The sequence below is a fragment of the Duganella sp. 1224 genome, from assembly GCF_013408245.1.
Taxonomy (GTDB): domain Bacteria; phylum Pseudomonadota; class Gammaproteobacteria; order Burkholderiales; family Burkholderiaceae_D; genus Rugamonas.
The window spans coordinates 69,639-83,128 of record NZ_JACBYS010000002.1 but is presented as its reverse complement, the minus strand read 5'-3'; the positions used below and the strand labels follow the sequence as shown (position 1 = coordinate 83,128).

Here is a 13,490-nt window from a genome sequence, read left to right as displayed (position 1 = left end):
GAGTCATCATGTCTTTTCTTTCTTACGCGCGCCCGTTGCGGCGCGCACCAATGCTGCTGCTGGCGGCGTTACTGCTGTCGTCCTTTTCCGCCGCGCGCGCCGGCGATGAACTGTCCTTAGCCAGCGCCGTGCAACTGGCCGTGCAGCGCTCGCAACAACTGGCCGCGCAAGGCGCCGCCGCGCGCGCCGGACGCGAACTGGCCGTCGCCGCCGCCCAGTTGCCCGACCCGGTGCTGAAAGCCGGCATCGACAATCTGCCCGCCACCGGCCCCGATCGCGGCAGCATCGGCGCCGATTTCATGACCATGCGCCGCATCGGCCTGTCGCAGGAGCTGGTCGGCGCCGACAAGCGCAAGCTGCGCGCCGAGCGCTACACGCAGGAAGCCCTGCAGGCCGAGGCCCAGCAGGCGCGCCAGCGCGCCGACATCAGCCGTGACACGGCGCTGGCCTGGCTGGAGCGCCACTTTGCCGAGCTGGCCGAGACGCTGCTGGCGCGGCAGCGCGAACAGACCAGCCAGCAGTCGCTGGCCGCGCAAGCCGCCTACCGTGGCGGGCGTGGCAGCCAGGCCGAGGTGCTGGCGGCCGAGGTGGCGCTGTTGCAGGCGGACGATCGCCTGGCGGCGGCTCGGCAGCGCGTGCGCGCGGCCACGCTGATGCTGGGCCGCTGGACCGGCGCCACGGCGGCGACGGCCGCGCTGGCGCCGCCACCGGCCATGGAGCGCATACCGCTGGACGCCGCCGCGCTCGACGAGGAACTCAATCAGGCGCCCGAAATCGTTGCGCTGCGCCGGCGCGAGGACGCCGCCGCCGCCGAGGTGCGGCTGGCGCAGGCCGAGCGCAAGTCCGACTGGACGGTCGACGTGGCCTGGCAGCAGCGCGGTTCGGCGTATTCCAACATGGTGTCGTTTGGCGTGTCCGTGCCCTTGCAGTGGGACCGCGCGCGGCGCCAGGACCGCACACTGGCGGCGCGCCTGGCGCAGGCTGACCAGGCGCAGGCCGAGCGCGAGGAGGCGCACCGCGCCCACGTGGCCGAAACGCGGACGCTGATCGAAGACTGGCGTTCCGGGCAGGACCGCCTGCGCCGCTATCACGACGAATTGCTGCCGCGCGCGGCGCAGAACGCCGAGGCGGTGCTGGCCGCCTATCGTGGCGCCAGGGCCACGCTGGCCGACGTGCTGGCGGCGCGCCGCAACGAGACGGACGCCCGTCTGGCCGCGCTGCAGCTGGAAGCCGACACCGCCCGCCTGTGGGCGCAACTGAACTACATCCTGCCGCCGGAGGGCCGATGATGAACAAGAAGAAGTTGGCCGCCGCGATGGCGGTTGCACTGGTGCTGGCCGGGGTGGGGGCTGGCGGCTACTGGCTGGGCCGGCGCGGCGCCGCATCGGCGCCAACCGCCGCCAATGCCGCCAATGCCGCAACAGCGGCCGATGCCGGCGCCAAGGCGTCCGGCACTGCAGCCGGCGGCAAAAAAGTCCTGTACTGGCACGACCCCATGGTGCCGGGCCCGCGCTTCGACAAGCCGGGCAAGTCGCCGTTCATGGACATGCAACTGGTGCCGGTGTACGCCGGTGATGGCGGCGACGGCGGCGTTAGCATCAGCCCCGGCGTGCAGCAGAACCTCGGCATCCGCTTTGCGACGGTGCTGGAAACCACGCTGTCACCGGCGCTGGAGGTGGTCGGCAACCTGGCCTGGAACGAGCGCGAGGTGAGCGTGGTGCAGGCGCGTGCCCCCGGCTATGTCGACAAGCTGTACGTGCGCGCGCCGCTGGATCCCGTGCGCAAGGGCCAGCCGCTGGCGGACGTGGTGCTGCCCGAGTGGGTGGCCGCGCAGGAGGAGTACCTGACCGCGCGCCAACTATCCGCCGACCTGGCCGAGGCGGCGTTGCAGCGCCTGCGGCTGGCCGGCATGCCGGACGAACTGATCGCCCAGTTGCGCGCCGGCGGCAAACCGCAGACCCGCGTCACGCTGCGCGCGCCGCAGTCCGGCGTGGTGGCCGAGCTGAGCGCGCGCGAGGGCATGGCGGTGGCCGCCGGTGCGCCGCTGTTTCGCATCCAAGGCCTGGAACGCATCTGGCTGAACGCCGAGATACCGGAAACGGCGGCGCAACAGGTGCGGCCGGGCATGACCGTCGAGGCCAGCGCGGCGGCGCTGCCCGGCGCCCGTTTCAGCGGCACCATCGCCGCCGTGCTGCCGTCGGTGGATGCCGGCACGCGCACCTTGCAGGCCCGTATCGAGCTGCATAATCCGCAGGGCCAACTGGTGCCCGGCATGTTCGCCAACGCGCGCATTCTCGCCGCGCCGGGCAGGCCGGTGCTGGCGGTGGCCAGCGAGGCGGTGATACGCACCGGCGAACGCAAGCTGGTGTTCATCGCCGGCGCCGACGGCAGCTTCCTTCCGTCCGAGGTGCAGACCGGCGTCGAGGCGGGCGGCCTGACCGAGATCCGCCAGGGACTGCAGGCCGGCCAGCGGGTGGTGGCGTCGGGCCAGTTCCTGGTCGATTCCGAGGCCAGCCTGAAAGGCGCGATCGGCCGGCTGGGAGCGGATCAATGATCGCGCGCCTGATCCGCTGGTCGACGCTGAACCGCTTCCTGGTGTTGGTGCTGACGCTGGCGCTGACCGCGTGGGGCATCTGGGCGCTGACCAGGACGCCGCTGGATGCCTTGCCGGACCTGTCCGACACGCAGGTGATCATCCGCACCACCTATCCCGGCCAGGCGCCGCAGATCATGGAAAACCAGGTCACCTATCCGCTCACCACCACCATGCTGTCGGTGCCGGGCGCCAAGGCGGTGCGCGGTTACTCCTTCTTTGGCGACTCGTTCGTCTACGTGCTGTTCGAGGACGGCACCGATCCCTACTGGGCGCGCTCGCGGGTGTTGGAATATCTGAACCAGGTGCAGGCGCGGCTGCCGGCGCAGGCGCGCACGGCGCTGGGGCCGGACGCCACCGGCGTCGGCTGGGTCTATGAGTACGTGCTGACCGACCGCAGCGGCAAGCTGGATCTGTCGCAGCTGCGCGCGCTGCAGGATTGGTTCCTGCGCTTCGAGCTGAAGACGGTGCCGAACGTGTCCGAGGTGGCCAGCATCGGCGGCATGGTGCGGCAGTACCAGATCCAGCTCGATCCGGACAAGCTGCGCGCCTATGGCATACCGCACACGCGGGTGATCGAGGCGGTGCGGCGCGCCAACCAGGAAAGCGGCGGCTCGGTGCTGGAGCTGGCCGAGGCCGAGTACATCGTGCGCGCGTCCGGCTATCTGAAGGGGCTGGACGATTTTCGCAAGATTCCGCTGACCACCAGCGCGGCCGGTGTGCCGGTGCGGCTGGGCGACGTGGCCACCATCCAGCTCGGACCGGAAATCCGGCGCGGCGTGGCCGACCTCAATGGCGAGGGCGAGGTGGCCGGCGGCGTGGTGGTCATGCGCTCGGGGAAGAACGCCTTGCAGACCATCGACGCCGTCAAGGCGCGGCTGGCGCAGCTCAAGGCCAGCCTGCCGCCGGGCGTGGAGATCGTTACCACCTACGACCGCTCCAACCTGATCCGGCGCGCGGTGGACAATCTGGAGCACAAGCTGCTGGAGGAATTCGTGGTGGTGGCGCTGGTGTGCGCCATCTTCCTGTTCCATGTGCGCTCGGCGCTGGTGGCCATCGTTTCGCTGCCGCTGGGGATACTGGCCGCCTACCTGGTGATGCACTACCAGGGCGTCAACGCCAACATCATGTCGCTGGGCGGCATCGCCATCGCCATCGGCGCCATGGTGGACGCGGCGGTGGTGATGATCGAGAACGCCCACAAGCACATCGAGGCGTGGCGCCACGCGCATCCGGGGCAGCGGCTGGAGGGCGCCGAGCACTGGCGGGTGATCGGCGACGCCGCCACGGAGGTGGGGCCGGCGCTGTTCTTCTCGCTGCTGATCATCGTGCTGTCGTTCGTGCCGGTGTTCACGCTGGAAGGCCAGGAGGGGCGGCTGTTCGCGCCGCTGGCCTTCACCAAGACCTACGCGATGGCCGCGGCGGCGCTGCTGGCGGTGACGCTGATTCCGGTGCTGATGGGCTATCTGATCCGCGGCGACATTCCGCCCGAGCACAAGAACCCGCTGAACCGGGCGCTGATCCGCGTCTACCGGCCGTTGCTGGAGCGGGTGCTGCGGGCGCCGCGCGCGGTGCTGGTGCTGGCCGCGCTGGTGGCGCTGGCGTCGCTCTGGCCGCTGTCGCGGCTGGGCGGCGAATTCCTGCCGCCGCTGGACGAGGGCGACCTGCTGTACATGCCGTCGGCGCTGCCCGGCATTGGCATCGGCAAGGCGGCGCAGCTGCTGCAGCAGACCGACCGCCTGATCAAGACGGTGCCGGAGGTGGCCAGCGTGTTCGGCAAGGCCGGCCGCGCCGAGACCGCGACCGATCCGGCGCCGACCGAGATGTTCGAGACCACCATCCAGTTCAAGCCGCGCGACCAGTGGCGGCCGGGCATGACGCCGGACAAGCTGGTGGAGGAACTGGACCGCGTGGTCAAGGTGCCGGGGCTGTCGAATATCTGGGTGCCGCCGATCCGCAACCGGTTGGACATGCTGTCCACCGGCGTCAAGAGCCCGGTCGGCATCAAGGTCGGCGGCACCGACCTGAAAATCATCGACCGCATCACCGCGCAGATCGAACACGCGGTGGCCAGGGTGCCCGGCGTGACCTCGGCGCTGGCCGAGCGCCTCAACGGCGGCCGCTACATCGACGTGCAGATCGACCGCGACGCCGCCGCCCGCTACGCCCTGAACATCGCCGACGTGCAGGGCGTGATCTCGGCCGCGGTGGGCGGCGACAACATCGGCGAGACGGTCGAGGGGCTGCAGCGCTTTCCGATCAACGTGCGCTATCCGCGCGAGGTGCGCGACTCGCTGGCGCGCCTGCGCGACCTGCCGCTGCTGACCGAGCGCGGCGCGCAGCTGCGGCTGGGCGACGTCACCGCCATCCGTGTCGAGGATGGCCCACCGCTGCTGAAGAGCGAGAACGCGCGCTTGTCCGGCTGGGTCTACGTCGACATCCGCGGCCGCGACCTGAAGTCGGCCGTGCACGAGATGCAGGCGGCGGTGCGCGACATCCAGCTGCCCGCTGGTTACGCGGTGTCGTGGTCGGGCCAGTTCGAATACCTGGAGCGCGCCACCGCGCGGCTCAAGGTGGTGGTGCCGGCCACGCTGGTCACCATCTTCGTGCTGCTGTACCTGACCTTCCAGCGCTTCGACGAGGCGGCGCTGATCATGGCCACGCTGCCGTTCGCGCTGGCCGGCGGCGCGTGGATGGAGTGGCTGCTGGGGCACAACCTGTCGGTGGCCTCGGGCGTGGGCTTCATCGCGCTGGCCGGCGTGGCGGCGGAGTTTGGCGTCATCATGCTGCTGTACCTCAAGCATGAATGGGCGGCAAAGCGGGCGGCCGGGCAGACCACGGCGGACGACCTGCGCGACGCGATCCGCGCCGGCGCCGTGCTGCGCGTGCGGCCCAAGGCGATGACGGTGGCGGTGATCATCGCCGGCCTGGTGCCGGTGCTGATCGGCGCCGGCACCGGCTCGGAAATCATGCAGCGCATTGCCGCGCCGATGGTCGGCGGCATGCTGACGGCGCCCTTGCTGTCGATGTTCGTGGTGCCCGCCGCCTACCTGCTGCTGCGCCGCCGCCGCCCCTAGCCGGGCTGCCGCTTCCAGTCGACGGCGCGCTGGATGCGGCGCGCGATCGACGGGTGGTCGTAGAACAGCCATTCCTCCAGCGCGCCCGGTGCCGGCGCGCGGTAGTCGACGGTGCGCAGCAGGGCGATGGCCATGCCGTCCGGTTCGCGCGCGTGCGCCAGCGAATACTGGTCGGCCTGGTTTTCCACGTAGCGGCCCATGCCGTTGGTCACCGGCGTCAGCAGCAGGAACACGGCGGTGACGATGATGGCCAGCAGCGGCAGTCCGGCCGGATCGGCCAGCCGCGCCAGTTGCGGCACGCCGAGCCGGCGCGCCAGCGGCGCGTACGCCAGATGGACGATCAGGAAGGCGCCGGTCAGCAGCACCGAATACAACAGCGCCTGCAACAGCGCGTGGTGCAGCACGTAGTGGCCGATCTCATGGCCGACCACGGCGCGCAGCTCGGCCGTGCCGGCCTGGTTGAGCAGCGCGTCCGACACCGCGATGCGGGCGCTGCCGAACATGCCGGCCACGTTGGCGGTGTAGTTGGCGGACTGCTTGCTGCCGTCGTAGGCCAGGATGCGCTGCGGCGGAATCCCGGCCTCCGCCGCCATGGCCGCGATGGCGGCGCGCTGCGGACCGGCGGCCAGCGGCTGGTAATGGTTGAACACCGGCTCCAGCACCACCGGCGAAATGACCACGATGAAGATGATCATGGCCGAGGTGACGGCGCCCGACCACAGCCACCAGGTGCGCGGCGCGCGCCGCATCAGCGCGTACAGCAGCATCAGCAGCACCGACAGCAGCACGGCCGAGAACACGGCGCTGAGCGCGCTTTCCGCCAGCCAGGCGCCGGCGCTTTGCGGGCTCAGGCCGTATCGCACCTCGCGCCACCACCGCGCATACAGTGCCCACGGCAGATCCAGCAGCCACACCAGGCCGTAAAACACCAGGCTGACCAGCAGCGCCGTGCGCCACGGCCGTGGTCCGTGGCGTTCGCAGCGCGCGCGCCAGCGCTCCAGCAGCCGCAGGCGCAGCACGACGACATTGATGAGGATGCCGACGAGGGCGCTGAACAGCACCAGCCAATGGCTGCCGTGCGTGTAATCGATCGCACGCTGCAGCACATCGGGTGGAATCTGGGCCAGGTAAGCGTCGGTGGAGTCGGCGGGATGAAACTGTGGCATGAGGGTGGGCAATCAAAAGTCGGGGCAGGCCACAGCTTATCCGCCCCGGGGCTGTTTGACCTCTATCGCTGGTCCTATCAGGGCCTGTCAGGGCGCCAGGCGGGTGAAAACAAAGTCATGGTCCTTGACCAGCGCCTGGTGACAGCCCCAGCAGGTCTGGTGCTGGGCCGCGTCCACCGGCTTGCCGTTGACGAAGCGGCCGAAGCCCCAGCCGCCGGTGGACGCGTATTTCTTCGAGTCCTTGACCATCACCTGCACCGTGGTGGCCTGGCCCGGCACATAGGCCGGCGGCGATTCCGGCGACTGCACATGCTTCCACGCCATTTTCACCAGCACCGTGCCGTCCGGGAAGGGCAGCTGGTTTTTCTCGATGGCGGCCATGGCGACCGGGTTGCCGACCACCACGCGCAATTCGTCCAGCGGCGGGCTTTCATGCGCCGGGGCGATGAATTCCCATTTGCGGTAGCCGTCGGGCAAGGTCACGCCGTAAATCGGCGAGGCGTTGTCGGCCGCCTGGGCCAGGCCGGCGGCGGCCAGCAGCATCGATAGGATGGCTTTCACTTCAGACTCCCTGTATTTAATTGCAACCGATTAAAGCGTATGCGTGTTATTTGCCCGATTATTGGACCACGCTGACGTCATCCGACACTTCCGGATGGGTCTTGCGGTAGGCGATCAGCTCGGCCTTGACTTGCGCGCGGGTCTTGGCGGCGGGAACGCGTTCCACCAGCGAGGCCGGATACTGTTCGCCGTCGCTGATCTCGCCGCGCTGGATAGCCAGGCGGGTTTCCGCCTGCACCTGGGCGCGGGTGGCGGTGGCGACGAAGCCGGTGTAGCCGGAATATTCCGCGCTTTCCTGGGCCGAGGCGGCGCCGGCGGCAAATACGGTGGCGGCGAGGGACAGTGCGATGGTGATGTTTTTCATGATCTTGACTCCTTGAGGTTGGCTGGGCATCGTTGCCCGATGGGTGTATATTAAAGCGGATGCGATTTAATCGCAAGAGCTTTTTAAAAGAAAATCTTGTCAAACGATCGCTCAAGGAGTACTGTGTATTTATACAGTATTTGCGCTACAATGCCATGACACACCCGGAAACCGTACACCCGTCCCTGTGGCGGGCCGACCAACTGGCGCACAGCGCCACGCGCTGCCTGGACACCGGCTTTGCCGCCCTGTCCGCGCAACTGCCGGGCGGCGGCTGGCCGCTGGGCACGCTCATCGATCTGCTGGTGCAGCAGCACGGCATCGGCGAACTGCGCCTGCTGCAGCCGGCGCTGGCCGCGCTTGGCAAGCGTCCCATCGTGCTGCTGCAGCCGCCGCATGCGCCGCAGGCGCTGGCGCTGGCCGCGCTGGGGCTGGAACCGTCGCAACTGCTGTGGGTGCGCAGCGGCGCCAAGGCCAGCGACGCGTTGTGGGCGGCCGAGCAGATCCTGCGCAGCGGCTGTTGCGGCGCGCTGCTGTTCTGGCAGACGCAGGCGAGGGGAGAAACGCTGCGCCGGCTGCATCTGGCGGCGCAAAGCGGCGACACCCTGTTTTGCATGCTGCGGCCGCTGGCGGCCGCGCGCGAAGCGTCGCCGGCGCCGCTGCGGCTGTCGCTGCGGGCGGCGGCCGGCGGCGTCGACATCGGCTTCGTCAAACGGCGCGGACCGCAGCGTGACGCGCCCTTGTTCTTACCGTTAACCCCTGCCTTGCTTCAACGCCATGATGCGCATCTGGATCGCCTTGCACCTGCCACGGCTGCCGCTCGAAGTGTTCTGCCCGCGCTGGTCAACTGACCAGTGCACGGTGGTGCTGGAGCAGGAGCGCGTGATCGCCCTGTCCGACGCGGCCCACGACGCCGGCGTGCGCGAGGGCTTGCGCCGTGGCGGCGCCATCATGCTGGCGCCGCAATCGCAGTTCCAGCAGCGTTCGCCGCCGCTGGAGGCCGAGGCCCTGCAAGCCGTCGCGCTGGCGCTGCTGCAATTCACGCCGCAGCTGGCGCAGGCGGAGGAGGCCACGCTGCTGCTGGATGTGGGCGCCAGCCTGCGGCTGTTTGGCGGCCTCCGCGCGCTGTGCCGCAAGGTGGCGGACAGCGTGCGCGCGCTGGGCTTCACCGGCACGCTGAGTTGCGCGCCGACCGCGCGCGGCGCCTGGCTGCTGGCGCGCGGCAACGCCGGCCGCGCACTGACGATGGCGTCGCTGGAGCGCCGCCTGCGGGCGTTGCCGCCCGGCCTGCTGCCGCCGGCGCGCCCGTACCTGGACTGGCTGGAAGGCATCGGCTGCATGACGCTGGGCCAGTTGCGCCGCCTGCCGCGTCCTGGCTTGCAGCGCCGCTGCGGCCGCGCGCTGCTGGACATGCTGGACGACGCCCACGGCGCCCGTCCCGAGCTGCATACTTGGCTGCAAGCGCCGGCCAGCTTCCGCGCCAAAATGGAATTGTTCGACCGCGTGGAAAACGCCGAGGCCCTGCTGTTTGGCGCTCACCGCCTGGTGTTGCAGCTGACCGGCTGGCTGAGCGCGCGCCAGCTGGCGGTGGGGCGCATCCAGTTGTTGCTGGAGCACGAGCGCGGCCGCACCGCCTGCGCGCCGACGGTGGTGGAAGTGGCACTGGCCGAGCCCACCTGGCAAGACGGCCACCTGGTGCGTCTGCTGAAGGAACGGCTGGCCAAGCAGGAACTGCAGGCGCCGGTCATCGGCCTGTGCCTGGAAGCGCCGCAGGTTCAGCCGATGGCGCCGCCGAGCGCATCGCTGTTTCCCGAGCCCGGTGGCAGCAAGGAAGACTGGCAGCGCCTGCTGGAACTGCTGGCCGCGCGGCTGGGGCCGGAAAACGTGCTGCAGGCCGCCCCCAGCGCCGATTACCGGCCCGAGCATGCCAACACCTGGCTCAGCATCCAGACCCGGCTGCGCCCGGCCGACGTGCGCGCGCAGCTACCGCCGGACATGGGCAGTCTGCCGCGTCCGGCCTGGCTGCTGGCCAAGCCGATTCCCTTGCTGATGCGCGACCACCGTCCGTACTACGGCTCGCCGCTGCGCATCCGCTCCACCGGCGAGCGCATCGAAGCTGGCTGGTGGGGCGCAATGCAGACGCGCGACTACTTCATGGCGCAGGGCGAGGACCACGCGCACTACTGGCTGTTCAAGGAGCGCGACAGCGGCGTGGCGCAGCCGGAAACGCGCTGGTATCTGCACGGCCTGTTCGGCTAGGTTTCCTGTTCGACGCCGGCCGGCCTGGCGGCCAACGCCGCTACCTGGCCGATTGCGGCCACACCCCGATGCCGGAGCGGCCGCAGGCGTTCAATCTCTTGCTGAAGTCGGTACTGGACCACATCCCGCCGGCAAGCTGCTAAAGTAACGGCATGAAATCACAACGACAGGAATTTATCGGCGCGCACGGCCACAAGCTGGCGGCGCGGCTGGACGGGCCGGACGGCGAGATCAAAGCCTACGCCCTGTTCGCGCATTGCTTCACCTGCGGCAAGGACGTGTTTGCCGCCAGCCGTGTGGCGCAGGCGCTGACCGAACACGGCATCGCGGTGCTGCGCTTCGACTTCACCGGCCTGGGCGCCAGCGAAGGGGAGTTCGCCAACACCAATTTCTCGTCCAACCTGGCCGACCTGGTGGCGGCCGCCAACTTCATGCGCGACACCTATCAGGCGCCGCAGCTGCTGATCGGCCACAGCCTGGGCGGCGCGGCGGTGCTGGCGGCGGCCGACCAGATGCCGGAGGTGAAGGCGGTGGTGACCATTGCCGCGCCCAGCAGCCCGGCCTCGGTGACCGGCATGTTCAGCCAGCACCTGGACGAGATCGCGCGCGAAGGCGAGGCGCTGGTGCAGCTGGCGGGACGGCCGTTCCGCATCAAGCAGCAATTTGTGGAAGATGCGGGCGGGCACAACCTGAAGCTGAAGATCGCGGCACTGCGGCGCGCCTTGCTGGTGATGCACGCGCCGGGCGACGACACAGTCGGCCTCAGCAACGCGATGGAGATTTTCACGGCCGCCAAGCATCCGAAGAGTTTCATCTCGCTGGACAGTGCCGACCACCTGCTGACGCGGCGCGAGGACGCCGTCTACGTGGCCAACCTGATCGCGGTCTGGGCCGACCGCTATCTGTTTTAAAAGTCTTCCGACAGGTCTTTCCAGCCCTTGCTGGCGGCAAAGGCGTTGAACTCGTCCGGCGCCTCCAGCACCAGCAGCCGGCCCTCCTGCAGCACCGGATCGCCCGGCGTCAGGTCCGGCCCCTTGTAGCCGACGGTGCGCAGTTGCGCCACCACGGCGGCGATCAGGGCCTTGTCGTTGTGCAGGCCGCTGATGGGCGCCTTGAAATCGACGTAGACGTCGATGGCGCCATAGCCTTCGTCAAAGATGCGGATCGCCTTGGCGTCGTGGGCACGGCCGGAGCCGTCGGTGGCCTTGAACGGGCCGCTGAGCTGGATGTCGGTGTCTTGGGTCATGCGACCAGCATACACCCCCATCACCGCTTAGTCCACTCCGGGGTCAGGTCCTCCATTTCTACACGGCCTCCGCCGTACGCTCGCGTACGGCGGAGGCCGTGTAGAAATGGAGGACCTGACCCCGGGTTTTTACTTCAGTGGTTGCAGGATCGCTTCCAGGCGGTCCGGGGTGCCGTCGATGCGTTCCAGGCGCGGGTACTTCAGGCCGCCGTGGTAGTCGAGCGCGACGGTCTGGTACAGGTTGCCTTTCTTGACCAGCAGGTTGATCGGCTCCTTGCCGTCCTTGGCGGCGGTCACGGTGGCGCGCAGCAGCTCGGCCTTGTAGGCGCGGCCGTTGACCGCCAGCAGCGTGGTGTTGCCCGACAGGCCGGCCTTGAAGCCGACGCCGTCCCACTGGAACCCTTCCAGCTTGCCTTCACCACTGACCGAGAAGCCCAGCGAGTACTGGAAGTTGGCCGATTTGCTCAGGTCTTCCTGCGCCTTGAGGAACTCGGTCGGCTTGTCGGTGTACACCAGTTTCCAGCCGGCGCGCGTCAGGCCGTCCAGCGGCGCGCCCGGGCCGTGGCCGTCCAGGCGGCTGCGCAGGAAGCTGGCCCAGTCGTACGGCTGCACGGCGTTGAGCGCCTTGACCACGTCCTCGAACGTGTAGGGCTTGGCGACGTTGACGCCATTGTCGACGCCAAAGAAGGCGCGCGCGAAGTCGTTCAGCGATTTTTTCTCGCCCGACAGTTCGCGGATCTTGGTGTCGGCGTCCAGCCAGATCAGCTCGCCCTCGGAGTAGTAGTCCTCCGAGCGCTGCCAGTTGTTCCAGCCCTGCGGACGGCGGGCGTTGATGATCGGGTCGTTGACGGTGTCCTGCACCGCGCGCCAGTCGCGGCCCTTGACGTTGTCGTAGCGGGCGGCGGTGGCGGCGATCAGGTCGCGCGTGTGTTCCGGCTTGATCAGGCCCGAGCGCGCGGCCAGCACCGCGCCCCAGTACTGCGTCTGGCCCTCGTACACCCACAGCAGTTCGTTCTGCAGCGGCGTGTTGAAGTCGCTCACGGCCTGGCCGGCCGGGCGGCGGAACTTGCCGTTCCACGAGTGCGTGAATTCGTGCGGCAGCAGTTCGCGGCGCGCTTCGTACTTTTTCCATTCGGTGAAGTAGCCGAGCTTGACGCCGTTCTCGCTCGACTGGTGGTGCTCGCGGCCGATGCCGCCGAACTCGTCGCTGATGGCGAACAGGAAGTCGTAGTGCTTGTAGTGCTGCGAGTTGAACAGCTTGTAGGCCTGCTGCACCAGTGCGCGGTGCGGCGCGATCTGTTCCGGCGTGGCCTCGAGCTGGTCGGCCGAGTCGGCCACGACGTTCAGGCGCACCGGGATTTTCGCGCCCGGGTCGAGGTCGATCTGGCGGAAGTAGCGGCCGGCAAACAGCGGCGAGTCGACCAGCGTTTCCAGGTCGGTCGGCTTGAAGGCGACGTCGTCGCCGCTGCGCGCCTGCTGCTCCAGCGCGCTGCCGTACTGCCAGCCGGCCGGCACGGTCAGGTTGGGCTGCACGGTGATCTTGTTGGTGGCGTAGCCGGCCGGGTACAGCGCCACCGATTGCCATTGCACGCCCAGGATGTCGTTGGTCATGGTGATGCGGCCCTGGTTGCCTTCCACCGGCGACAGGTACTGGAATTCGACGTCGACGCCGCTGGCGCCCTTCGGCACGGTGACGTGGAAGGCGTAGACGTTGACCGGGTCGCGCGTCCATTCGACCGGCTGGCCGTTGGCGCTGACCTTGAGGCCGGCAAACTGGTTGAGCGCGCCGCTCGGGCCGTGGTTGCCGGGGATCCATTGCGGATACAGCAGCGTCAGCTTGCCCGGCTTGGCCGGGATGCTTTCGCGCACGCGGAAGATTTGCTGGGCGGTGTTGCTGGCATCCACGTTCAGCACGATGGTGCCCGGGTAGGGCTGGTCGGAAGCGGCCTGGGCGCTGAAGGCGGTGGCCAGCACGGCGGCAAGTACGGCACGGGTGAGGGTCATTGGTGTCAAGGAAAACGGTTGAACAAGAAAACGAGTGTAGCACGGGGGTAACTTGCAAATCTCGCAAAGGGATGACGCGCCGCAGCGAAAAATTTTTAAAAAAAACCTCTTGAAAGCGTTTTGGCACGACTTATATGGGACTCAGCGGTTGCCCAGAAGGGGACCGCGGGAGGGGAACTTCCCCTGTCAGACCATATCGCTTATTTTGAAAAGGATATTT

General features: G+C 68.7%; 11 protein-coding genes. 6 read left to right on the top strand and 5 right to left on the bottom strand.

What is annotated here, in order from left to right; translation table 11 throughout:
- Positions 1–8 precede the first annotated feature (8 nt).
- The 3 genes from FHW58_RS12435 to FHW58_RS12425 are packed head-to-tail and all read left to right on the top strand — an operon-like array spanning position 9 to position 5,670.
- Positions 9–1,289 (top strand): TolC family protein, encoded by a 1,281-nt coding sequence (locus FHW58_RS12435; RefSeq protein ID WP_229265300.1) that lies wholly within the window; start codon positions 9–11, stop codon positions 1,287–1,289.
- Positions 1,286–2,554 carry an efflux RND transporter periplasmic adaptor subunit gene (locus FHW58_RS12430; RefSeq protein ID WP_229265298.1) on the top strand — a complete coding sequence of 423 codons (1,269 nt, stop codon included), beginning with the start codon at positions 1,286–1,288 and terminating at the stop codon, positions 2,552–2,554. Before FHW58_RS12435 ends, FHW58_RS12430 begins: the two co-directional genes overlap by 4 nt.
- A complete protein-coding gene (locus FHW58_RS12425; protein ID WP_179673471.1) occupies positions 2,551–5,670 on the top strand; it encodes an efflux RND transporter permease subunit in 3,120 nt (1,039 codons plus the stop codon). Before FHW58_RS12430 ends, FHW58_RS12425 begins: the two co-directional genes overlap by 4 nt.
- Here the strand turns inward: FHW58_RS12425 and FHW58_RS12420 are convergent.
- The 3 genes from FHW58_RS12420 to FHW58_RS12410 all read right to left on the bottom strand — a co-directional run bounded on the left by FHW58_RS12420 (position 5,667) and on the right by FHW58_RS12410 (position 7,761).
- Positions 5,667–6,836: a M48 family metalloprotease gene (locus tag FHW58_RS12420; RefSeq protein WP_179673470.1), complete on the bottom strand. Its 1,170-nt coding sequence runs from the start codon at positions 6,834–6,836 to the stop codon at positions 5,667–5,669. The two genes, FHW58_RS12425 and FHW58_RS12420, sit on opposite strands and share 4 nt — an antisense overlap.
- 87 nt (positions 6,837–6,923) lie before the next feature.
- Positions 6,924–7,379 (bottom strand): cytochrome P460 family protein, encoded by a 456-nt coding sequence (locus FHW58_RS12415; RefSeq protein ID WP_179674198.1) that lies wholly within the window; start codon positions 7,377–7,379, stop codon positions 6,924–6,926.
- A gap of 76 nt (positions 7,380–7,455) precedes the next feature.
- Positions 7,456–7,761: a DUF4148 domain-containing protein gene (locus FHW58_RS12410; protein ID WP_179673469.1), complete on the bottom strand. Its 306-nt coding sequence runs from the start codon at positions 7,759–7,761 to the stop codon at positions 7,456–7,458.
- Between the two features lie 155 nt (positions 7,762–7,916).
- Between FHW58_RS12410 and imuA the strand changes: the two genes are divergently transcribed.
- The 3 genes from imuA (at position 7,917) to FHW58_RS12395 (ending at position 10,931) form a co-directional block, all read left to right on the top strand.
- On the top strand, positions 7,917–8,612 hold the full coding sequence (gene imuA / locus FHW58_RS12405; protein WP_179673468.1) for a translesion DNA synthesis-associated protein ImuA: 696 nt from the start codon (positions 7,917–7,919) through the stop codon (positions 8,610–8,612).
- A complete protein-coding gene (locus FHW58_RS12400) occupies positions 8,542–10,020 on the top strand; it encodes a DNA polymerase Y family protein (protein ID WP_179674197.1) in 1,479 nt (492 codons plus the stop codon). Before imuA ends, FHW58_RS12400 begins: the two co-directional genes overlap by 71 nt.
- Before the next feature lie 152 nt (positions 10,021–10,172).
- The gene (locus FHW58_RS12395) at positions 10,173–10,931 is read left to right on the top strand and encodes a S9 family peptidase (protein ID WP_179673467.1); all 759 of its coding nucleotides are present in this window, start codon (positions 10,173–10,175) and stop codon (positions 10,929–10,931) included.
- Here the strand turns inward: FHW58_RS12395 and FHW58_RS12390 are convergent.
- Positions 10,928–11,266, bottom strand: a complete 339-nt coding sequence (locus FHW58_RS12390) for a hypothetical protein (RefSeq protein WP_179673466.1) — start codon at positions 11,264–11,266, stop codon at positions 10,928–10,930. The genes FHW58_RS12395 and FHW58_RS12390 overlap by 4 nt on opposite strands.
- Before the next feature lie 129 nt (positions 11,267–11,395).
- The gene (locus FHW58_RS12385) at positions 11,396–13,270 is read right to left on the bottom strand and encodes a M61 family metallopeptidase (protein ID WP_179673465.1); all 1,875 of its coding nucleotides are present in this window, start codon (positions 13,268–13,270) and stop codon (positions 11,396–11,398) included.
- Positions 13,271–13,490: the final 220 nt, after the last annotated feature.